Source organism: Amycolatopsis sp. 195334CR (genome assembly GCF_017309385.1).
Taxonomy (GTDB): Bacteria; Actinomycetota; Actinomycetes; order Mycobacteriales; family Pseudonocardiaceae; genus Amycolatopsis.
Genome location: NZ_JAFJMJ010000001.1, coordinates 3,076,173 through 3,095,637, shown reverse-complemented (window position 1 = coordinate 3,095,637; position 19,465 = coordinate 3,076,173). Strand labels below are relative to the sequence as shown.

General features: G+C 65.8%; 24 protein-coding genes and 1 tRNA gene. 17 read left to right on the top strand and 8 right to left on the bottom strand.

What is annotated here, in order from left to right; genetic code table 11:
• Positions 1–410: 410 nt before the first annotated feature.
• The gene (locus tag JYK18_RS15210) at positions 411–1,352 is read right to left on the bottom strand and encodes a DUF4435 domain-containing protein (RefSeq protein WP_206802696.1); all 942 of its coding nucleotides are present in this window, start codon (positions 1,350–1,352) and stop codon (positions 411–413) included.
• A gap of 14 nt (positions 1,353–1,366) precedes the next feature.
• Positions 1,367–2,587, bottom strand: a complete 1,221-nt coding sequence (locus tag JYK18_RS15205) for an ATP-binding protein (protein ID WP_206802695.1) — start codon at positions 2,585–2,587, stop codon at positions 1,367–1,369.
• A gap of 135 nt (positions 2,588–2,722) precedes the next feature.
• Here JYK18_RS15205 and JYK18_RS15200 point away from each other — a divergent pair, with 135 nt between their 5' ends.
• Positions 2,723–3,277, top strand: coding sequence for an HD domain-containing protein (locus JYK18_RS15200; protein ID WP_206802694.1), 555 nt, complete (start codon positions 2,723–2,725; stop codon positions 3,275–3,277).
• Here the strand turns inward: JYK18_RS15200 and JYK18_RS15195 are convergent.
• The gene (locus JYK18_RS15195) at positions 3,265–3,741 is read right to left on the bottom strand and encodes an NUDIX domain-containing protein (RefSeq protein ID WP_206802693.1); all 477 of its coding nucleotides are present in this window, start codon (positions 3,739–3,741) and stop codon (positions 3,265–3,267) included. The two genes, JYK18_RS15200 and JYK18_RS15195, sit on opposite strands and share 13 nt — an antisense overlap.
• Positions 3,742–3,751: 10 nt before the next feature.
• Positions 3,752–4,465: a helix-turn-helix transcriptional regulator gene (locus tag JYK18_RS15190; RefSeq protein ID WP_242579130.1), complete on the bottom strand. Its 714-nt coding sequence runs from the start codon at positions 4,463–4,465 to the stop codon at positions 3,752–3,754.
• A gap of 200 nt (positions 4,466–4,665) precedes the next feature.
• Here JYK18_RS15190 and JYK18_RS15185 point away from each other — a divergent pair, with 200 nt between their 5' ends.
• Positions 4,666–4,869 carry a hypothetical protein gene (locus JYK18_RS15185; protein WP_206802691.1) on the top strand — a complete coding sequence of 68 codons (204 nt, stop codon included), beginning with the start codon at positions 4,666–4,668 and terminating at the stop codon, positions 4,867–4,869.
• On the opposite strand, the gene JYK18_RS15180 is transcribed toward JYK18_RS15185, so the two are convergent.
• Positions 4,866–5,207 carry a winged helix-turn-helix domain-containing protein gene (locus JYK18_RS15180; protein WP_206802690.1) on the bottom strand — a complete coding sequence of 114 codons (342 nt, stop codon included), beginning with the start codon at positions 5,205–5,207 and terminating at the stop codon, positions 4,866–4,868. The two genes, JYK18_RS15185 and JYK18_RS15180, sit on opposite strands and share 4 nt — an antisense overlap.
• A gap of 115 nt (positions 5,208–5,322) precedes the next feature.
• Between JYK18_RS15180 and JYK18_RS15175 the strand changes: the two genes are divergently transcribed.
• From JYK18_RS15175 to JYK18_RS15120, 12 genes are all read left to right on the top strand, one after another.
• Entirely contained in the window at positions 5,323–5,643 is a 321-nt protein-coding gene (locus tag JYK18_RS15175) for a hypothetical protein (RefSeq protein WP_206802689.1), read from the top strand.
• Positions 5,643–6,077 (top strand): RNase adapter RapZ, encoded by a 435-nt coding sequence (locus JYK18_RS15170; protein WP_206802688.1) that lies wholly within the window; start codon positions 5,643–5,645, stop codon positions 6,075–6,077. The genes JYK18_RS15175 and JYK18_RS15170 overlap by 1 nt, the downstream gene beginning before the upstream one ends.
• A complete protein-coding gene (locus JYK18_RS15165; protein WP_206802687.1) occupies positions 6,074–6,499 on the top strand; it encodes a hypothetical protein in 426 nt (141 codons plus the stop codon). The genes JYK18_RS15170 and JYK18_RS15165 overlap by 4 nt, the downstream gene beginning before the upstream one ends.
• On the top strand, positions 6,496–6,915 hold the full coding sequence (locus JYK18_RS15160; RefSeq protein WP_206802686.1) for an RRQRL motif-containing zinc-binding protein: 420 nt from the start codon (positions 6,496–6,498) through the stop codon (positions 6,913–6,915). Before JYK18_RS15165 ends, JYK18_RS15160 begins: the two co-directional genes overlap by 4 nt.
• Positions 6,912–7,148: a hypothetical protein gene (locus JYK18_RS15155; protein WP_206802685.1), complete on the top strand. Its 237-nt coding sequence runs from the start codon at positions 6,912–6,914 to the stop codon at positions 7,146–7,148. Before JYK18_RS15160 ends, JYK18_RS15155 begins: the two co-directional genes overlap by 4 nt.
• Positions 7,148–7,423 carry a hypothetical protein gene (locus tag JYK18_RS15150; RefSeq protein WP_206802684.1) on the top strand — a complete coding sequence of 92 codons (276 nt, stop codon included), beginning with the start codon at positions 7,148–7,150 and terminating at the stop codon, positions 7,421–7,423. The genes JYK18_RS15155 and JYK18_RS15150 overlap by 1 nt, the downstream gene beginning before the upstream one ends.
• Complete coding sequence (locus tag JYK18_RS15145; RefSeq protein ID WP_206802683.1) at positions 7,420–8,523, top strand: hypothetical protein; 1,104 nt, start codon at positions 7,420–7,422, stop codon at positions 8,521–8,523. Before JYK18_RS15150 ends, JYK18_RS15145 begins: the two co-directional genes overlap by 4 nt.
• The gene (locus JYK18_RS15140; RefSeq protein WP_206802682.1) at positions 8,520–10,676 is read left to right on the top strand and encodes a cell division protein FtsK; all 2,157 of its coding nucleotides are present in this window, start codon (positions 8,520–8,522) and stop codon (positions 10,674–10,676) included. The genes JYK18_RS15145 and JYK18_RS15140 overlap by 4 nt, the downstream gene beginning before the upstream one ends.
• A gap of 289 nt (positions 10,677–10,965) precedes the next feature.
• Positions 10,966–11,868: a bifunctional DNA primase/polymerase gene (locus JYK18_RS15135; RefSeq protein ID WP_242579128.1), complete on the top strand. Its 903-nt coding sequence runs from the start codon at positions 10,966–10,968 to the stop codon at positions 11,866–11,868.
• A complete protein-coding gene (locus JYK18_RS15130) occupies positions 11,868–13,235 on the top strand; it encodes a DUF3631 domain-containing protein (RefSeq protein WP_206802680.1) in 1,368 nt (455 codons plus the stop codon). The genes JYK18_RS15135 and JYK18_RS15130 overlap by 1 nt, the downstream gene beginning before the upstream one ends.
• Positions 13,236–13,395: 160 nt before the next feature.
• Positions 13,396–13,584, top strand: a complete 189-nt coding sequence (locus JYK18_RS15125; RefSeq protein WP_153036086.1) for an AlpA family transcriptional regulator — start codon at positions 13,396–13,398, stop codon at positions 13,582–13,584.
• Positions 13,584–14,945 (top strand): tyrosine-type recombinase/integrase, encoded by a 1,362-nt coding sequence (locus JYK18_RS15120; protein WP_206802679.1) that lies wholly within the window; start codon positions 13,584–13,586, stop codon positions 14,943–14,945. Before JYK18_RS15125 ends, JYK18_RS15120 begins: the two co-directional genes overlap by 1 nt.
• A 122-nt stretch (positions 14,946–15,067) precedes the next feature.
• On the opposite strand, the gene JYK18_RS15115 is transcribed toward JYK18_RS15120, so the two are convergent.
• A tRNA-Tyr gene (locus JYK18_RS15115) sits at positions 15,068–15,149 on the bottom strand.
• 117 nt (positions 15,150–15,266) lie between these two features.
• Between JYK18_RS15115 and JYK18_RS15110 the strand changes: the two genes are divergently transcribed.
• Together JYK18_RS15110 and JYK18_RS15105 are read left to right on the top strand one after the other, a co-directional pair.
• The gene (locus tag JYK18_RS15110) at positions 15,267–15,758 is read left to right on the top strand and encodes a YajQ family cyclic di-GMP-binding protein (protein ID WP_206802678.1); all 492 of its coding nucleotides are present in this window, start codon (positions 15,267–15,269) and stop codon (positions 15,756–15,758) included.
• Between the two features lie 111 nt (positions 15,759–15,869).
• Positions 15,870–17,027 (top strand): exo-alpha-sialidase, encoded by a 1,158-nt coding sequence (locus tag JYK18_RS15105; protein WP_206802677.1) that lies wholly within the window; start codon positions 15,870–15,872, stop codon positions 17,025–17,027.
• Here the strand turns inward: JYK18_RS15105 and JYK18_RS15100 are convergent.
• Positions 17,000–17,614, bottom strand: a complete 615-nt coding sequence (locus JYK18_RS15100; protein WP_206802676.1) for a TetR/AcrR family transcriptional regulator — start codon at positions 17,612–17,614, stop codon at positions 17,000–17,002. The genes JYK18_RS15105 and JYK18_RS15100 overlap by 28 nt on opposite strands.
• Positions 17,615–17,618: 4 nt before the next feature.
• Complete coding sequence (locus tag JYK18_RS15095; protein WP_206802675.1) at positions 17,619–18,485, bottom strand: alpha/beta fold hydrolase; 867 nt, start codon at positions 18,483–18,485, stop codon at positions 17,619–17,621.
• A gap of 87 nt (positions 18,486–18,572) precedes the next feature.
• On the opposite strand from JYK18_RS15095, the gene rfbA reads away from it, so the two are divergent.
• The gene (gene rfbA / locus JYK18_RS15090) at positions 18,573–19,451 is read left to right on the top strand and encodes a glucose-1-phosphate thymidylyltransferase RfbA (RefSeq protein WP_206802674.1); all 879 of its coding nucleotides are present in this window, start codon (positions 18,573–18,575) and stop codon (positions 19,449–19,451) included.
• The last annotated feature ends 14 nt before the right edge of the window (positions 19,452–19,465 follow it).

Sequence of the window (19,465 nt, the reverse complement as noted above, 5' to 3'; positions counted from 1 at the left end):
CGATCTTCGGGGCATACTCGGCGCCCGGAGCGCCGGATCGCTATGCAGCTCGACGGGGCTGCCCTGAGAGGGCGAACGAAACGGAGGACAGCCAGTAGTCGGCGTAACCGGTGTGATTGAGCCTGGAACGGGCAAGCAACGCTTCCGCTCTACAGAGATCCCCGGCCAACCGGGAGCCGCCAAGCGGACCCGAACTCCTGACTGTTGCTTACAAGCAGCTGGGTTCGCCGTTCGCTGGAGGTCATCAACGCCGTACCGTTTGATGAGAGGCACGCGGCCGGTCAACGCACCGGCTGGGCTTTCAACGAACAGAGCAAACGAGATGGTGAGGAGCGAGCGGATGTGGTGCAGACGACTCAGGGCCTCTTCGCGCCAGCAACCCCAACACGGTTGACTGTGATAAATCTACCTCAAGACGCTTCACCGATCCCTGCCAGCGCGTCAAACCTGGCCGTATAGTATGAAGTCCAACGACCACTGAAATCCGCAACACTTCGAATAGCTACATAAATGCTTTCGTCACTGCGAACTCGCCCGCCGCCATTTTTCCTAGAGTAACCATCAATAAGCCCCTTCAGCACTGCTGCCAGCCACTTTCCCTTCAGCAACTCGCGTTCGCGTCCAGAATCATAATAGCGGTCCAGTTTCAATTTAGCCAAGCGGTTCGCATTTTGCCAAGATGCAGAACTGGTCGACCTTTGCCGCATTTTAACCAGAGTGGCCTTGACGTGATCCGCATCGCAATCCCCCGCGACCCTCTTAGCACCAACCGGCGGCGCACCAACCCGAGGTCCTCCCACGCCCGAGAAAAGAGCAATCAGACATACGAAAAACCATTCACGCCAGTTCTTCGCAAGTTCTTCTTGCCAACCCTCAATGCTCGCCGCAAACTTCTCAGCTTCAGCCTTACCGGATGAGGTCAATACTTGAATAAGCTTCACAATGTCGCAACTATTCAACAACTCCGCTTCAGCGTCCGCGTGGCGCGTATATGTTACATACTTAGACCTAATGTACCTTCCAGTTAAGCGGTCATGGTCAGCGTCCACGCAGAACATCACCACTTTTCTTCCCCCACTTGTTTTGACATCTAGCGACCCCGAGGATTTCATCCGTTTATATAGATTGAGAACACGAGCTTTACCGCCAGATCTGTCTCCATTTTCAACATCTACCAGCTCTACTGGCTGCAGTTCATACTCATACTCGCCGCGCAGCTTGGATTTCGCAACAAGCTGCTCATAGAACCATGGATCAGTCTCTTTACCTTCAAACACGAGGAAAATTGTCGGTTTCATAGCCATCTTAACGCGCATTTCGAAAGCGCGCGGACTCCACGAAGGCATGCTCATGATCCGCCGCCCCCTTAAAGTTCGAAGATCTCAGAAGGACGTAGGTCTGCGAGTATTTCAGGCGAGTGAGTCGCAATGATTATTTGCGCGTCCGGGTTTACCGTGCGCATCGCGTCAACTAACTTCCGCTGCCAGTCGACGTGCATCGAAAGTTCCGGCTCGTCGATAATGATGGCATTCTTCTCCGCGACCGCAGTTTCAAGAAGAATGAGGATGAGTTGCTTCTCCCCGCTCGACAATAATTCAAGAGGTATGTTACCGTGCCCACTCGACTCGATAGACACTTGACGAGAAGCAAGATCAAGATGCTTCCTTCCCAAGAATAACTCATCTACTATAGACTCAATTTTACGAGAAGGACGTTGAGCTTCTACAATTTTTTCTTCGACGTCAATTATTTCTTCAACCACGCCGCGAAGCACGTTCTCGCGCTCGTACGAACTCGTGAACTGCTTAAGGTTGGCTTTCATCTTGATGTTCTGCGACAGAAAGAACCTATGAACCAAGTCGTAAGCTTCGCGCGAACTTAGTTCATAAGTGGTCTTCAAATGCCCGTCCTGCGAGCGGGCGATGACGGAATTGAGGATTGCAGCTATGCCTTCTTGCTGAATTTCACGCACCCGAACTAGCTCGCGCCTGGAGTACCTCTCCCAAATACCCTGGATTGTCTCCGCAAACATTTGGTCATATTGGGCCTCGTCTAGAATCTCGACCGGACCACCGCGGTTACGAACCCGAGGATAGCTGCCTTGATGGCCAGTAATACGCGATGTCGGAAGATATCTAACCCCAAGCGACCTTTCCGATTCCTTTCCTTTCGGAACCGTAGTCCACTCAAGCACAGCAGGCGCGATTACCGACTCGTCGAACAATGATGGACTGAAATCATCGGTTACATCCGAGACCCTCAGCAGATGCTCTTGGCGATCCAAGATCGCACGCCGATATTTTCTCATTAATGCCGGATCTTGAAGAGGCGTACGATCAATGGTCCGAGTAAGCGACTTGCTTCGCCCTGGAAGGCCCGCCTTTAGCTCAAGCGTGGCAACATTGAACCTCACTCGATGAAGGCCTTCCACGGACGCTCGAATACCTCGATCAAGTAACTTCAGAAAGGAAGTCTTACCACTCCCATTTGCGCCATAAAAAACGTTTACTCCGGGATTCAAAGAAACATCTATTATTTTCTTTTGACCCGCTAAGCCTTCAACTCGAACACGAGAAACTGTCGCCATATGCCCTCGGACACCTCCTCTTGACTGCAGAGTCAAGCACTCTAGCAGCCGATAGCCGAGCTTCCAGCTCTCACGCCGGAGAGGATTACGATCGTTATAACTGTCAAGTACCAACGTTGAGCTAAACTAGTCCGCATGTCAGCAACAATCGAGCGGGCGATGGAAACCGGCCGGGAGTTCACGTACCCCCTTGGCCGTCGCTGGCTCCACGTTCAAGCTGTAGCTCAAGCCGCCCACCGACTGTCAATCGCGATACCGGAGCCTGCGCGTAACGATCTAGTCAGCGCAGCATGGCTTCACGACATCGGATACAGTCCAAAAATTGGACACACAGGCTTTCATCCGTTGGACGGGGCGCGTTATCTCCAAGCTCACGGTTGGCCGAACGCGGTCGTGAACCTCGTAGCGCACCACTCGGGCGCAAGGTTCGAGGCCAAGGAGAGAAATCTCAGCAAAGAGCTAAGTGTCTTCCTCTTCGAAGACACGCCCGCGCTCGACGCCCTCGTCACAGCCGATTTAACTACTGGGCCAAATGGCGAGCGGCTGACCTACGACGAGCGAATTGCGGAAATCCTTGAGCGCTACCTGCCGGAGGACCCGGTTCATCGGACCTGGGTGAAGGCCGCGCCGATCCTCAAAGAGGCTGTTCAGCGCACCGAGGAACGCCTAGCGAAGGCTCAACCCAGGTAGGGCGCCGTCCGGCCGGTGTCCAGGCCGTGGTCGATGCGGAGGCGCATCGACGGGTGGATGTTCAGGCCGTCTAGGTCCGCGGGCTCGACCCACCGCACCGCCTTCGTCTCCGTGCCGTCTTCCCGCGGCTGTCCCCCGGTCCACCGGCCCTCGAAGCACAACGAGAACTGCTGCCTGACCTCCCCATCGTCGTAGGCCATGACGTGCCGGGGGTCCGTGTACGTGCCGATCAGGCGAACAATCTCGACGTCCAGGCCAGTTTCCTCCCGCACCTCCCGGACCGCGGTGTCCGTGATCCGCTCGCCGGCATCGTGCCCGCCGCCGGGCAGTGCCCACAGGTTGTTGTCGATCTTGTGGATGAGCAGCACGCGGCCAGCATCGTCCCGGATCACCACAGTGACCGACGGGACCACGCTGTTCGCGGCCGGCGCGTTCGGGTCGTCGAAGTAGTCCACGCGTGCCATAGCCGCTCTCCTAGCTGGTCTCGGGAACGCCGACCGACCACACCCGCTCGAACGAGCGCATGTAGTGCTGCCACATCTGGCCGGACGGGATGCGCTTCAGGTGCAGAACCGGGCTCTGACCTGCAAGCGCGCCATGGGCATGGCCGTTGACCAGCAACTCATCATCGAATCGGTAGATCGAGTTGTAGAGGATCGTCCCGTGCGTTCGGACCTCGACACCGTCCAGGTCGACGACGTCGGACAGGTACCGGCGCATGAGCTGGATGCGGCCTTCCAGCCCGCCGGGCGTCTTCTCGTCGAGAGCACGCTGGATGACCGCAGGAGACGTCTCATCACCGACGAGAAGCCGGAAACGCACGCCCTCAGCGACCTTCTGCCTGATCAGCGGCACCAAGTTGTACTGCTCGACCAGGAACGCCCCCGAGAACACGAGTACGTCCATCTGCTCGCGGACGCCGTGCAGCAGCGCTTCCCAGTTCGCCCCCGTGATAGCCGATCGGGACGGGTACAGGTGGACCAGCTCGGACTCGACCGGCGTCGGCCGGGAGTCTCCGGCGAGCGCGGGCCACAGGTCCGCTTCCCGCACGCCGAGCAGCTCAGTGAGCTTGTGCCGCGTGGTGCGGTGCGGTCGCCGATCCTCGTTGCTGATCCACCGGTCCACCGTCTTCGGGTCGACGTCGACCTTGGCGGCCAGCGTCTCCACGGTCAGGTTGGCCGCCAGCATCGCCGTGCGGAACCGATCATTTGCCACGCTCCGGACCCTCCACTTCCCGGGACGTTTCGGACGTTTCCACGGGACGCGTTCTGACGCAAGGACGTCCCGGACGGTCTTCGAAAGTGCGGTGCCTACGTCCTCCGAGCTGCGGTTTTCTTTGATCACGCCACCGAACGGAGTGGCCAGGAACGAAGAGAACGGAGCGAGACATGGCCCGCAAGACCCCCACCATCGTCCCCGAGACCGGCGGCGGCATCCTGCCCAAGATCATCGGCACCGTGGTCCTCCTCGCTCTGGCCGCGCTGGTCGTGAAGCACCCGGGGCCGACCGCGGAATGGGTCAAGGACCTGTTCGCCTGGGCGACCAGCGTCATCGACGGCGTTTCGGCGTTCCTCGGGCACATCGGCAACTAGGACTTCCCCGTGCCCTCTTCGATGCGCTGCACCCGCTCAGTCAGATCAGCGACCGCTTGTCGAAGCTCGCGCAACTCCGCGGCAACGTCCAGGCGGCCGGTCTCGGCAGGCAGCTCGTTGACGAAGACGCCGACCGCGGGTGTCGCGGTCAACCAACCGTCATCTTGCAGTCGCCGCAAGGCTTTCTGCGCCGTGCCCAGCGCGACGTCGTACTTCTCGGCAAGGTCGCGGTTGCCGGGGAGCTTGTCTCCCGGCTTCAACACCCCGGCTCGGATGTCCTCCCGGATCGACTCGGCAACACGCTCGTAGACGGCCATACCAGCCGTGTTGGCGTCCATCTGCGCAGTCTAGCGAATCTGACTCACACCGACATAGTTCACCCGAATGCCAGTCTTGCAACTGACTCATACTGATATAGATTGCTTTATGTCAGTCAGCAGAGAGGAACTCCCGATGAGGTCCGCACACATCAGCCGCCGCCGAGCCGAAGCCGCCTGCGATGGGTTCGACTGGGACGACGTTTTCGCTGTTCAGGAAGCTGTCGCCCTGTCCTTCGAGCGTATGGAGATCGACCGGGACGCGGAGCTGGACCGGCTCGCGCAGACCGCGGAACTGGAGCTGACCGAGGACGAGCAGGCCGCGATGCACGCCTTCCTGCACGGCTTCACCGACGCCCGCCGTGCCCACCGGAACCGTCGCCGCTCCGGTCGTGAGGTGCTGCGGTCTCTGCCGGTCCAGGTGCCGGCCGCCTCGTTCGATGGAGAGGCCGCGTGATGAACGAGCGCGTCATCGGCTACTGCCCCGTCAATGAACTGATCAAGGTCAACGTCGAGTCGTTCGGCTACCTGCACGACGCTCCGCCGCGAGACGCGCACCTGGTGGTCGACCTGCGGAACTGCCTGCACAACCCGGCCGCCGACCCCGCCATGCGTGAGCTGACCGGCCTGTACCCGCGGGTCCGCCAGCACGTGCTCGACACCCCGGGCACCGCCGATGTACTGGCGAGCGTCCTGGAGACCACTCGCGTGCTTCACCAGCTCCACAATCCGCGCCGGCGCAAGGTGATCGTCGCCTTCGGCTGTGCCGGTGGACGCCACCGGTCGGTTGTGCTGGCCAACGAGCTGACGAATGCGCTCAACCGCGCGGGGATCGCCACGTCGGTGGTTCACCGAGACATCTTGCAGCCGGTCGTACGGGACAACCGATGACCCGCTTGCTGCTCACCCCTTCTGACCCCGGACCGGCGGCCCATCCCGCCAAGAACAAGCCCACCGGGCCGGGTCTCCCCAACCAGTCGCATGGCTACACGGAGAGGAACACGATGGTAGGCAAGCTCCGCGCCCGGATCAGCCCCCGCGCGCGTCGATTCGCCCAGATAGTGGTCGGCGATCGGGTGGTCTACACCCCGCATGCCCTGAACGCGCTCATCGACACCACCGTCAAGCGCGAGATCGCCGGTTGCCTGAACGAGCGTGCCCAGTGGCACCGCCGCGTTGCCGACCTGACCTCGCTTCCCGACTGCTCGTTGGACGACTGGAAGCGCGCTGCCTGGCACATCCTCGAAGCGCGCCGGTTGGAGAAGATGGCCGCCGCCGAGCTGGCTCGGATCGCCGGTGGTGAGGACCGGTGAACCCGCGCAACCGCAAGCAGACCGTGGTAACCGTCTTCGACGGCCGGATTCACCACGTGGCCCTGTGCCGCGGCTTCCTCGACGGCCTTCCCGTATTCGCCTGGGGTGAAGCTCCCTCCGTGCTGCTGACCAAGTCACAGCTCCGGGACGCCGGACTCCGCCCGAACGGGCAGGACCCGTTGGCGCTGCTGGTCTTCCGCCACCACAAGCCGTTCAGGCACGAGACGGTGGCCGAGCTGTTCTCCGTCGAACTCGCGGCTGAGGTCCGCCCGTTCCGGCCGGGGCAGCTCGACGCAGCCAACCAGGCGCGGCGCACGTGCGGCGGCTGCAACCGGGTCAAGCCCTACGTCGTGCCGACCTCGACTCGCCGGTGCTGGGACTGCTTCGACGCGGATACGGCGGGGGTGGCGGCATGAGCACCTTCGACGTCCTGTCCCGCTACGGCACCGCGGCTCTCCTGCGGTTCGCCGGCGCGGTGGCGCTGTTCCTGACCCTGCACCTGATCCGCATCCCGCTCGTACTGCTCGCTCGCGTGCTCGAAGGCGTCATGCGCCGGATCGACGGCTACGCCGTGCGGCAGGCCAGTGCCAAGCCGACCAGCCCGATCAACCACTTCTTCGCACACACCACGCCTTCGGGAGGTGCCTGATGACCGAGACCACCGAGACCGTTTTGCGCGAGCAGACGCGCACCGAACTGGCCGTGCAGTGGACCGTGTGGCACTTCGGCGAGCTCTCCGCCGTGTCGGTCCCGCTCCTGCTCGGGCTGACCGTGAACGGCTGGATTGCGTTGTTGGCGGCACCGGCCGCCGCGGTTTGGGCCGTCTTCGAGGTGCGCGCCATCCGGCGGATGCCGCCGAAGCGCCCCGCGCAGATCGAGGCCACCGCCACCGAGGACGAGACCAGGACGGAGGCCAGCGCATGAACTGGGCAGCCGAACGACGAGCGAACCGCGCGGCGGAAGCCGAACAGGACCGGTTGAACGCGGACGCTGCCAGCGCGCGGCGGATCGCCGAGCGCAACGCGCTGGCCGAGCAGGCCCGTGCCGACGCGGCCTTGTTGACCAAGCAGAAGCGCGCTGAGCGTGAGGCCAAGGCCGCACGGCGGACCGCGTTCTGGGCTCGACTTCGCACCTGGGCGACCGCGCACACGGTGGACCTGCTCATCTACCCGCTCGCGATCGCCAGCGCGCTCATGGCCATTCCGTCGATGGCCCTCTTCGGGTGGGAGGTCTACGGCAACGCGACCGGGGTTGTCCTGCCTGTGCTCTCCGAACTGGGCATGTGGGCGTTCGCCGTGGCAACCACCGCGTCCCGGCGGGCGCACCCGGACCGGCCGGTGTGGGCATTGCAGGCCGGCGTGTGGATGTTCGCGCTCGTCGCCTTCGGGCTCAATGTGCTGCATGGGCTCAGCCGGGGCATGTCCGCCGCGGTGGTGATGGGCGTCGCCTCGATCGCCGGCGTACTCGCTCACCAGCTCGTGACCGCGGCACCCCGGCGGGCGGCTGCCGATCGGCGGGCCGCTCGGGTAGACCGTCGTGCGGCGCGCAAGGTGGCCAAGGTGCAGCGCGCGGCAGTCCGGCAGGCAGTTGCCGAGATCGACGCGGCGGGCCGCGCCAGCCTGGTCTACGTGCCCGGTCGGTACTGCCTCAGCGGGCGCGGACGTCTGGTCGAAGCCGTCGTGCCCGGCATGCCGGTTGAGCCGCCGGCGGAGCTGGCCGAAGTGCTCAGCGACGAGGTGTCCGCGTGGCTGGCTACGCAGGCTCGACCCTCAATCCCGGAGGTGGACGCCGGACCGGTGGCGACCCTCGATCGCTCCGGCGACCAGCGTAAATCGACCCCGACCCACCCGTCTCCGCAGCGGCAGAAGCGCACCCTCACTGACCTCCGGCGGGAGTTCGCCGACGCGGTGGCCACCGACTCGATCGACCCGAAGTCGGCGGAGTCGATCCGCAAGACCCTGCGCTGCTCGCCGGCGCGAGCCAGGCAGTTGCGGGACGAATACCGGAAGGGGAACGCGGCGTGAGCACCACCGACGAATCGACCGAGCTGGCTCAGGTCCACTACCTGCCGGGGCACCCTGAGGTGCTGGACGGCGAACTCGTCAGCGCCGAGGAGTTCGCGCGGCTGACCAGCCAGAAGCGCCAGGCGATCGAGCGCTACCGCGCCTACGGGAACACCGTGGTCGCCACCGGCCGCGTGATGCGAACCGCGGCGACGCACGACCGGACCAAGGCCGCTCTCGGACACGGGATGACGGTCGTGCAGGGCTTCGAGTCGTGGGCACGGCGGACCTGGGACGCGTCCACGCTCGGCGTGTATCGGCGGCAGATCAAAGCCGCTGAGGCGGTCGGCAACGTGGACGAGATCAAGGAGTGGACCGACCGGATGGAGCAGGTCAAGGAACGTCGGCACAAGCGGCTGATGGACCTCCCGGAGCTGATCAGGGGCATGACCCGAGCCGGGCTGATCGGCCTAGCAGCCCTGGTCGTGCTGGTCCTGCTGATCGGCCTCCTAGTGCAGCTCTCCGACGCCGGATCGTTCTTCGGCGTGATCGGCGGGGTGTTGGGCGGACTTCGGTGGGCGTTCGGTGCGATCGCCTGGGCGTGGACACCATTGATCCTGGTCGCGCCGTACGTGGTGAGCACCGGCGTGCTGTTCGCGGCATGGCGTGAGGGACGCCGACGCGGCCAGGCGCCGAGCTGGCTCGCCACCTCTTCCGATGCGGACGGAGACGTCACGATCGACGAGACCACGATTGCCCGCGCGCTATCCGCGCTCCGAATTCCGCAGGTCACGGCGTATCTCAAGGAAGGGCTGCCGTTGCAGTTCATCACTCCGGCCCGCCGGGATGGGCGCGGTACGCACGCGATTGTCCGACTTCCCGCCGGGGTCACCGCGGAGAAGGTGGCGCGACGACGGGCTGACCTGGCGACCGGCCTGCACCGACTGTCCAAGGAGGTGTGGCCGACCACCGGGAGCGAAGCCGGGATCTTGGACCTGTGGGTGGCGGACAAGGGCGCGCTCGCCGAGGGTGCTGGGCCGTATCCGCTTCTCGAAGACGGCACCGTGGACGTGTTCAAGGGCGCGCCGTTCGGCAAGACGCTGCGGGGTGAGCCGATCCTGGCCCCGCTGATGGAGCGCAACACGATCACCGGCGGCATGCCTGGTCAGGGCAAGTCGAGCGCCGCGCGGGTCATTATGGCCGGCGCCGCGCTCGACCCGACCGCCGAACTGCGCATCTGGGTTCCCGATGCGAACTTCGACTTCGAGGCGTTCAGGCCGCGGTGTTCCCGGTACGTCATGGGCGCCGAAGACGAGAAGATTGCCGAGATCCTGGAACACCTGCGGGAGTTGCACGCCGAGGTGCAGCGACGCGGTGAACTGCTGATCAAGTACGAGGTCCCGGCCGTCACGCGTGAGCTGGCCAGCAAGAACGTCGGGTTGCACCCGCTGTTCGGCCTGCTCGAAGAGGCGCACGTTGCGATCCAGCACAGCCAGTACGGCAAGGAGATTGCGCAACTCCTGGTGGACATCGTCCGGTTGGGACGGAAGCGCGGCATTCACCTGCTCGTGTCCACCCAGGCGCCGACGAAGGACAGCATGCCGCGCGACGTCACGCGGAACTGCTCGAACGGCGTCGCGTTCGCGGTCGGTGACCACGTGGCGAACGATGCGCTGCTGGGCCAGGGCGCCTACGCGGCCGGGCACCGCGCCACCGAGCTGATCCCGGGCACCGACAAGGGAACCGCCGTGGTCAAGGGCTTCACGGGGGAGCGCTCCGACATCGTGCAGGTCTACTTCTTGGACGTGGCAAGGGAGAACGACCAGGTGACGCCGATCATCGAGCGCGCCATGGCCGCGGTCGCCAAGCGCGGTGAACTGCCCGGCGGTACTGCGCCGGCGCGGCAGATCGAGGCGAAGCGGGACCTGCTCGAAGACATCTCCGATGTGCTCGACGCCGACCCGGTTCCAGCCGCGAAGGTGGCGGTTCTGCTGAGCAACCACGCGCCGGACTGGCCCGCCTACCGCGGTCTCACCGGCACGCGGCTGTGCGCCGACCTGGCAGCGATCGGCGTCAAGGTCCCCAGTTCGAAGAACCGCTACCCCGTCGATCCGGTGACTATCCGTGAGGCTATGGCCAAGCAGGCGACCGCGGATCTGGACGACGAGGACTAGCGAGGTTAGGTCGGTGCGGGTGCCTGTGAAACGCCGGAATCCAGCACTCAACCGAGTGTTCCGCACCGACCTAACCGCCTAACCCAGCTAACTTTTCGCAGCTCAAGAGGGCTGTATACGCGGTAACCCGCCGGGTTAGGAACCTAACCCCGTTTCCGCGACCTAACCCGCCGAACTAACCCACAACGCGCGATCGCTCGGGTCATCGCGGCGGCACCTCATACCCAACTTCGACTACCCAAAGTCATCGAAAGGCATCACGATGAACTCCGCGACCGCAAGCAGTCCGATGCTCGCCTGGGCGCTCCACTTCGCTTCGATGGGCTGGCACGTCTTCCCACTGCGACCGAACACCAAGAAGCCGACCGGCCACCGTGAAGCCGACTGCCCGCGGACCGGCCGGTGCGCCGAAGGGCACTGGACGCCGGAACGCCGCGCGACCACCGACGCCGAGCTGGTCCGCTCCGCCTGGGCCGACGGGCAGCGCTGGAACATCGGAATCGCCACCGGCCCGGCCAGTCTGGTCGTGGTGGACCTCGACGTGCCGAAGGGAGGCGAGTCCGGCGTGGACGGTGCCACCACACTCGCCGAGCTGGCCGCTCAGCGCGGCGGGCCGCTGCCCGACACCTACACCGTGACCACTCCGACCGGCGGGCGGCACCTGTACTTCACCAGCCCGCCCGGTGTCCGGTTGCGCAGCACGCAGAAGCACGTGTGCGCCAATGTGGACACCCGCGCGTGGGGCGGCTACGTGGTGGCGGCCGGATCGGTCCTGCCGGAAGGCGGCTACGAACTCGCCGACGACACCGAGCCGGTCCCACTGCCCGCCTGGTTGGTCCAGGCGTGCGCCGAGAAGCCCGCAGCGGCCGACTCAGCGCCCGTGCAGATCCGCTCTCGGGACACCAGTTCGTACGGGATGGCTGCGCTCGCCGGTGAGGTGAAGCGGGTGCGAGACGCGGAGCCAGGCAGCTACAACGGCGTGCTGTCGTCTGCCGCGTACACGATCGGTCGCAAGGTGGGCGCCGAGATCATCGATACCGCAGTGGCCCGCGCCGAACTGGTCGCCGCCGGCGAGACGCTGATCGGGTCCGCGCACTGGCCGCCGAACGCGCGGGAAGTGGCGCGCGTTGTCGACGCCGGGCTGACGGCCGGGGCCGCGAACCCGGTGGCACGCCGAAAGGACGCGGCCTGATGTCCGCCGTGGACACCGCCGTATCCGCCATCGACGCGGCGATCGGTGCGACCGCCGGCACGTGCGTGAAGTGCGGACGTTCGCTGGCCGACTCACCGTCCGACGACTTCTGCTCGGAGAACTGCCAAGCCCTGTGGCGCACGGAGCACGCGACGGTGCTGCCGGGACACGAAGTGCTCGACCGGGTGACCGCGTTCGTCAGGAGGTTCAACATCTTTCCGTCCGAGCACTGCGCGCCGATGCTCGCGCTCTGGTACGCGCACACCCACGCCGCTGACCACTTCTACGTCACGCCAAGGCTGATCCTGTCGTCGGTGGAGCCGGGGAGCGGCAAGACCCGGGTGCTCGAAGTCGCCCAGTTCCTCGTGCGGTCGCCCGAAATGACGATGTCCGCGACCGCCGCCGCCCTGTTTCGGATGGTCAACGACGGGCCGATCACCATCCTGTTCGACGAGGTGGATGCGATCTTCAACCCGAAGAACGGCGGCAACACCGAGGACCTACGTGCGCTGCTCAACGCGGGTTACAAGCGGTCGGCGACCATCCCGCGGTGCGTCGGTGACGCCAAAGCCATGAAGGTGCAGCGGTTTCCCGTCTACGCGCCGGCCGCGCTCGCGGGGATCGCCGGGAACATGCCCGACACCATCACCACCCGCGCCATCACCGTCCACATGCAGCGGCGGCGCGAGGACGAGGAAGTGGACGAGTTCTGGGAGGAAGACGTAGAGCAGGAAGCCGAGCCGCTGCGGGAGATGCTGGCCGCGTGGGTCGCCACCGTCACCGACAAGGTGAGCAAGGGCCGACCGGCCATGCCGCCCGGCGTCCGCGACCGGTCCGCGGAGATCTGGCGACCGTTGATCGCCCTGGCCGATGCCGCCGGCGCGCACTGGCCGACCACCGCGCGGGCTGCCTGCTCGCACTTCGTGGAAGCGGCCAACACCAACCGCAGCGGCGGCGCGGTCCGCCTGAAGTTGCTTGCCGATCTACACGAGCTGTTCACCCGGCACGACACCGACAAGCTGACCACCGTCGAGATCCTGGACGCGCTGTGCAGCCTCGAAGAGGCGGACTGGGCCGACCTCGACGGCAAGGGCAAGGCGCTCGACGCACGGCGGCTCGCCAAGGAACTCAAGCCGTACGGCGTCGCGTCGAAGGACATCAAGCAACCCGGGGGCAAGGTGACGAAGGGCTACCGCGCCACCGGCCCCGGCGGGCTCGCGGACGCGTGGAGCCGCTACCTGCCCACTGCCGCTACCGGAGCTACTTCCGCTACCGAGCAGGTCAACGAGGTAGCGGATACGGGTGGGGTAGCGGCAACAAGCGCTACCTCCGGCACCTCACCCCCGGCTCAGGTGGGCATCGGGTAGCGGCCCCAAGCGCTACCCCCTCCGTATCCGCTACCCGCCTGAGCAGGCAAGTAGCCCAGGTAGCGGCAGTAGCGGACACCTCCTGAACCACTTCAACACCGCACCGGCGGCCTCAGCGCGCGATCCGCGCGACCGCCGGCGACGAGGGGAAACAACACCGATGGCTGCCAAACGCCAGCACCTCACCATTGCCGCGCTCTGCGAAGAACTGGAAATCTCCCGCCGCACCTTCTACGAGTGGCGCGCCAAGAAGCGCGCGCCCCGCTGCATCAAGCTCCCGAACGGCGAGATCCGAGTCCGGCGAATCGACCTCGACAACTGGCTGGACACGTGCGAGGAGGCCGCCTGATGGACACGAGCTACAACGTCCGAATCTGGAAGATCGAAAAGTACGCCGGGAAGCGCAAGACCACCTACCGCGTCCGGTGGCTCGTGGGCGGCAAGAAGTTCGGCGAGTCCTTCGAGACCTACGCCCTGGCGGACAGCTTCCGTTCTCGCCTGGTCACTGCGTCACGCGACGGGTTGGCATTCGACGTCGTGACTGGGCTGCCCGTCTCGATGATTCGGACCACCGAGACCATGACGTGGTTCGACTTCGCCTGCAAGTACGCCGACATGAAGTGGCCGGACTCGTCACCCAAGTACCGGAAGTCGCTCGCGGAATCGTTGATGACCATCACGGTTCCGATGCTGAAGGGGACGGTTCCGGTCGAACCGCGGACCTTGCGCACGGCACTGAAGATCGCCTTCAACACCAAGGCCCGCGACAACGAGCACCCGAGCGAGGTTCAGCACGCGATCGCGCAGGCAAGCCGAGCAAGCCGGCGAGTGGACGAGCTGACCAACCCGGATGTCCTGCGCACCTTGCTCCGCGCTCTCGATCTCCGGCTGGACGGTGAGCGGGCAGCCGCGAATACGGTTCGAATCCGGCGGGTGACGTTGGGGAACGCCGTGGACTACGCGATTGAGAAGAAGCTACTCACGGCGAATCCGCTGCAGGAGGTGAAGACCAAGAAGCGGAAGTTCGTACTGCACGAGGTCGACCCGAAGTCCGTGGTCAACACGATGCAGGGGCGGATGTTGCTCGAAGCCGTGAACGAGGTCAGCAAGCAGGGACCCCGGCTGGTCGCGTTCTTCGGGCTCATGTACTACGCGGCCTTGCGACCGGAGGAAGTGACCAACCTCAGCAAGCACAACCTGTCGTTGCCGGAGAAGGGTTGGGGAGATCTCCACTTGGAAGGCGCCCGGCCCGAGATCGGTCGGGAGTGGACGGACTCCGGCACCGCGAACGAACTGGCTCCGCTGAAGCATCGGGAGAAGGACATTGGCCGAACGGTGCCCTGTCCACCTGCGCTCACCGAGCTGCTTCACGAGCACATGGCCAGGTTCGGCACAGCACGAGACGGACGCCTGTTTCGCGGCGCACGCGACGGCGGCCGGGTGGGCAGCACGGTCTACGGCCGTGTGTGGGCAGCAGCTCGGGAGCGCGTCTTCACGCCGGAGATAGCCGCCGGCCCACTCGCCAAGCGACCGTATGACCTACGCCACGCCGCGGTGTCGACGTGGCTCAACGGCGGGGTGGAGCCGACCAGGGTCGCGAAGTGGGCCGGGCACAGTCTCTCTGTCCTCCTACGCGTCTACGCGAAGTGCCTCGACGGAGGCGAGCAAGCCGCCCGGGACCGCGTCGAGCGCGCGCTGGACGGGCTCTGAAACGTCGGGGCGCATTTGGGGCGAGCCGCCGCAAACGGCTGCCTGTGGCCGCACACGGCCGCACACAGCAAGATCGGCCCGGCGTCCTGTTTTCGCAGGTCACCGGGCCGATCTGGCTGGTGTGGCAGGTGAGGGATTCGAACCCCCGAAGGCGAAGCCGTCTGATTTACAGTCAGATCCCTTTGGCCGCTCGGGCAACCTGCCGTAGCCGGATCAACCGGCCGAGGAAGAGAATACAGGCCGACGTGGCGGGGTCGGCACCCGGTCTCCTCAAGCTAGGCTGGGCCGACCGACTAGTGCGATGACGAGGTGTGAGAACCAGTGGCGGATCCCTCATTCGACGTGGTGAGCAAGGTCGACCGGCAGGAGGTGGACAACGCGCTCAACCAGGCGGGCAAGGAACTCGCCACCCGCTTCGACTTTCGCGGGGTGAACGCGAAGGTCGAGTGGGCCGGCGAGGAAGCGATCGCGATCGAGGCCGAGACCGAGGAGCGCGCGCTCGCCGCGGTCGAGGTGTTCAAGGAGAAGCTGATCAAGCGCGGCATCTCCCTGAAGGCCTTCGAGGCCGACGAGCCCGCGCTCTCCGGCAAGATCTACAAGGTCAGCGGCCGCATCCTGCAGGGCATCGCCTCGGACAAGGCCAAGCAGATCGCCAAGTTCATCCGCGACGAGGGCCCCAAGGGCGTCCAGGCCCAGATCCAGGGCGACCAGCTGCGGGTCTCCGGCAAGAAGAAGGACCACCTGCAGGACGTCATCGCGGCGCTGAAGAACAAGGACTTCGAGATCGCCCTGCAGTTCACCAACTACCGGTGACGCGGCACCGGGTGGCGCCCCGAACCGGGGCGTCACCCGGGCGGGCGACGTAGCCGGGAATCGCGAGCACGACGTGGTGTAATCGCGCGGTCGCCGTCCGAGAGGGGTTCGATGCGCCGCGTGTTCACCGGGCTGGTCCTGCTGGTTTCGCTCTCGGTCCTCGGGAGCCTCCTCAGTCCCGTGCAGGCCGCGACCGCCGACCGCAAGCTGCTCTTCGAGGGCATGGGTTCATACCCCCGGCTGATCCGCCTGGAGCACTCCGGCACCCGCAACGGCCGCATCCTCGCCGCGATGACCAGCGAGGACGGCCGCGGGCGGTACGCGCCGGTGTTCCAGAGCGACGACGAGGGCGCCACCTTCCGCCAGATCAGCGAGATCCGCGACCCCGAGGGCGCCACCGGCATGTGCTGCGGCACCCTCTACGAACTTCCGCAGCGCGTCGGCCGCCTCCGTGCCGGCACCCTGCTCTGGGCCGCCAGCTACGGCCAGAACGCCGGCCCGAGCCGCCGGATCGCGCTCAAGGTCTGGGCCAGCCGCAACGGGGGCCGCGACTGGGAGTTCCTCTCCGAGGCCGCCCGCTCGCACAACCACGACGGCATCTGGGAACCCGAGTTCACCGTCGACGCCGGCGGCACGCTCTGGCTGCACTTCGCCGACGAGACCGAGGCCCCGCAGTTCGCCCAGGTGCTCAACCGGATCGGCTCGGCCGACGGCCTCAAGTGGGGCACCAAGCAGCGCACCATGGCCATCCCGCCGCACCGCGTGCGCCCCGGCATGCCGATCGTGCGGCGGCTGCCCGACGGCCGCTACTACTTCGGCTACGAGATCTGCAACTACGGCAGCCACTTCTGCGACCCGTACTACAAGATCTCCCCGGACGGCGCCAACTTCGGCGACCCGGGCGCCCCCGGCACGCAGATCACCACCGACGACCGCAGCCACTTCCAGCACGCGCAGACCATCACGCTGTTCCCCGGCGGCGCGAACGGCACGCGACTGCTCATGGTCGGCCAGATCTTCGTGCGCTCCAACGGCGATCCCCTGCCCGGCAACGGCGCCACCCTGCTCGCGAACGACAACTTCGGCGCCGGCCCGTGGTACGAGCTGCCCGCCCCGGTGCGCGTCACCAAGCCGATCGACCACTGGTGCCCGAACTACAGCTCCACCCTGCTCCCGGTGGACGGCGGCACGAACGTGCTGCAGATCGCCGCCGACCTCGAGCCGAACGGGATGTGCCGCGCCTACTTCGGCAAGGGCCCGGCGTTCTGATCCCGCAACAACCCGGCCGTCCACGCGCCGAGCGCCGCTTCGGCCTCGGCGCGGGTGGCGACCGGGTCGTCCGCGTAGGCGATCATCAGCGCCGCCTCGGCGACCGCGCTGAGCACCAGCTGCGCCAGCACCTTCACCGGCCGCGGCTCGAACAGGCCGTGCTCGATCGCCGTGCCCACCAGTTCCTCGATCAGCCCCAGCCCGTACTGCGCCTCCAGTTCGCGCCACGCCTGCCAACCCAGCACGGACGGGCCGTCGATCAGGGAGATCTGCCGCACCTCGGGCCGTGAGCAGGCGTCGAGGAACGCGGTGAGCGCGACGGCCATGCCGGTGAGGAAGTCGGGCTGGGCGGCCATCTCCGCGCGGATCGCGTCGGTGACCTCCTGCTCCAGCTCCTCGACCACGGCGCGGAAGAGCCCCTGCTTGTCGCCGTAGTGGTGGTAGAGCGCACCCCGGCTCACCCCGGCCGCGCGCACGATCTCGTCGGCGGGCACCGCCTGGTAACCGCGTTCCGCGAACAGTTCGCGCGCCGCGGTCACCAGCGCGTTCTTCGTTCCCGCCGACCGGTCCCGTTGCGTTCGCCTCACCCGGTCAATCTGCCATGACGCCCGCGAACTCGACGATGTGCCCGGCCAGCGCGCCCGGCTGGTCCTCCGGCACGAAGGTGTAGGAGTCCTCGATCTCGACCAGCCGCGCGTCCGGGAAGGCCTCGGCGAACCGCCGCGCCAGCGGCAGCGGGAACAGCTTGTCCTCACCGGCCCAGGCGAGCAGCACCGGCCTGCCGAACGCGGCCAGCTTCGGCGCGGCCTCCAGCGTGTAGCGGTTGCTCACCCGGCGGACGAACCGGCGCAGGTCGCGGCGCACCCCGGCGCTGCGCCACGCCGGTTCGAGGTAACGCCGGATGATCCTGTCCTCCACCGGGTGCTTCGCCACCCAGCCAAATGCGATAGGCAGGCGCTGCAACGGTTTCACCCGCAACAGGGCCGCGGTGAGCAAGCCGAACCCCGGCACGCGCGCCAGCTTCGGCAGCGGCGCGAAGATCGGCGGGAAGAAGCTCTCGAAGCAGTCGGACGGCGTGAACACCACGGCGCCCACGCGCTCGGGCCGTCGCGTGAGCACCAGCTGGGTCAGCGCACCGCCAGTGTCGTTCGCCACCAAAAGCACATCGCGGAGGTCCAACGCGTCCAGGAAGTCCGCGATGAGGTCCGCCACTCCAGGCGGGCTCAAGTCCGCGTCAGGCCGCAACGGCAGTTCGTGTGCGCCCAGCGGCAGATCCGGGGCGATGCAGCGGAACCCCGCTTCGGCGACGGCGGGCACCACCTTCCGCCACAACTCGGCGTTGACCAGCAGTCCGTGCACAAAAACCACGGGCCGCCCGGCGCCCCGCTCGAAGTACCGCACCGTGCCCTGGGGCAGTTCGACCGCCGCGGGCACCCCCAATTCCTGGCTTCGCTCCATGCCCCAAGGTTACATACAGACTGTATGTATGTAAATGACCCGATACTGTGTTCCGGTGGCAGCCGAGACGAGATGGGGGAACGACGCATGAAGGGCATCGTGCTGGCCGGGGGCAGCGGAACCCGGCTCCACCCGATCACCCAGGCGGTCTCCAAGCAGCTGCTGCCGGTCTACGACAAGCCGATGATCTACTACCCGATCTCGGTGCTGATGTTCGCCGGGATCCGCGACATCCTGATCATCTCCACCCCGGCCGACCTGCCGAACTTCCAGCGCCTGCTCGGCGACGGCAGCAAGTTCGGGCTCAACTTCAGCTACGCCGAGCAGCCCAGCCCCAACGGCCTCGCCGAGGCGTTCGTGATCGGCGCGGACTTCGTCGGCGGCGACGACGTGGCCCTCGTGCTCGGCGACAACATCTTCTACGGCCAGGGTTTCTCCAGCAGGCTGCAGACCGAAGTGTCCACTTTGGATGGCTGCGTGCTGTTCGGCTACCCGGTGAAGGACCCGGAACGCTACGGCGTCGGCGAGGTGAACGCCGACGGCAAACTGGTCTCCATCGAGGAGAAGCCTGCCCACCCCAAGTCGAACAAGGCGATCACCGGACTCTACTTCTACGACAACGAAGTGGTCGAGATCGCGCGCTCGCTCAAGCCGTCGCCACGCGGTGAGCTGGAGATCACCGACGTGAACCTGGCCTACCTGCGTGCCGGGCGGGCGAAGCTGGTCGACCTCGGCCGCGGTTTCGCCTGGCTGGACACCGGAACGCACGACTCGCTGCTCGAAGCCGGGCAGTTCGTGCAGGTGCTGGAGCACCGCACCGGCGTGCGGATCGCCTGCCTCGAAGAGGTGGCGCTGCGCATGGGCTTCATCACCGCGGACGAGTGCTTCGCGCTCGGTGCCGCGCTGGCGAAGTCCGGTTACGGCGACTACCTGATGGCGGTGGCCAAGTCGGCGGGAGCCAACTAGGCGTTGTCCGGCAA

Bases quoted from the DNA above. Each gene is read 5' to 3' on its own strand.
- JYK18_RS15210 (WP_206802696.1), bottom strand. From the start codon at position 1,352: ATGAGCATGCCTTCGTGGAGTCCGCGCGCTTTCGAAATGCGCGTTAAG.
- JYK18_RS15205 (WP_206802695.1), bottom strand. From the start codon at position 2,587: ATGGCGACAGTTTCTCGTGTTCGAGTTGAAGGCTTAGCGGGTCAAAAG.
- JYK18_RS15200 (WP_206802694.1), top strand. From the start codon at position 2,723: ATGTCAGCAACAATCGAGCGGGCGATGGAAACCGGCCGGGAGTTCACG.
- JYK18_RS15195 (WP_206802693.1), bottom strand. From the start codon at position 3,741: ATGGCACGCGTGGACTACTTCGACGACCCGAACGCGCCGGCCGCGAAC.
- JYK18_RS15190 (WP_242579130.1), bottom strand. From the start codon at position 4,465: ATGCTGGCGGCCAACCTGACCGTGGAGACGCTGGCCGCCAAGGTCGAC.
- JYK18_RS15185 (WP_206802691.1), top strand. From the start codon at position 4,666: ATGGCCCGCAAGACCCCCACCATCGTCCCCGAGACCGGCGGCGGCATC.
- JYK18_RS15180 (WP_206802690.1), bottom strand. From the start codon at position 5,207: ATGGACGCCAACACGGCTGGTATGGCCGTCTACGAGCGTGTTGCCGAG.
- JYK18_RS15175 (WP_206802689.1), top strand. From the start codon at position 5,323: ATGAGGTCCGCACACATCAGCCGCCGCCGAGCCGAAGCCGCCTGCGAT.
- JYK18_RS15170 (WP_206802688.1), top strand. From the start codon at position 5,643: ATGAACGAGCGCGTCATCGGCTACTGCCCCGTCAATGAACTGATCAAG.
- JYK18_RS15165 (WP_206802687.1), top strand. From the start codon at position 6,074: ATGACCCGCTTGCTGCTCACCCCTTCTGACCCCGGACCGGCGGCCCAT.
- JYK18_RS15155 (WP_206802685.1), top strand. From the start codon at position 6,912: ATGAGCACCTTCGACGTCCTGTCCCGCTACGGCACCGCGGCTCTCCTG.
- JYK18_RS15150 (WP_206802684.1), top strand. From the start codon at position 7,148: ATGACCGAGACCACCGAGACCGTTTTGCGCGAGCAGACGCGCACCGAA.
- JYK18_RS15145 (WP_206802683.1), top strand. From the start codon at position 7,420: ATGAACTGGGCAGCCGAACGACGAGCGAACCGCGCGGCGGAAGCCGAA.
- JYK18_RS15135 (WP_242579128.1), top strand. From the start codon at position 10,966: ATGCTCGCCTGGGCGCTCCACTTCGCTTCGATGGGCTGGCACGTCTTC.
- JYK18_RS15130 (WP_206802680.1), top strand. From the start codon at position 11,868: ATGTCCGCCGTGGACACCGCCGTATCCGCCATCGACGCGGCGATCGGT.
- JYK18_RS15125 (WP_153036086.1), top strand. From the start codon at position 13,396: ATGGCTGCCAAACGCCAGCACCTCACCATTGCCGCGCTCTGCGAAGAA.
- JYK18_RS15120 (WP_206802679.1), top strand. From the start codon at position 13,584: ATGGACACGAGCTACAACGTCCGAATCTGGAAGATCGAAAAGTACGCC.
- JYK18_RS15105 (WP_206802677.1), top strand. From the start codon at position 15,870: ATGCGCCGCGTGTTCACCGGGCTGGTCCTGCTGGTTTCGCTCTCGGTC.
- JYK18_RS15095 (WP_206802675.1), bottom strand. From the start codon at position 18,485: ATGGAGCGAAGCCAGGAATTGGGGGTGCCCGCGGCGGTCGAACTGCCC.
- rfbA (WP_206802674.1), top strand. From the start codon at position 18,573: ATGAAGGGCATCGTGCTGGCCGGGGGCAGCGGAACCCGGCTCCACCCG.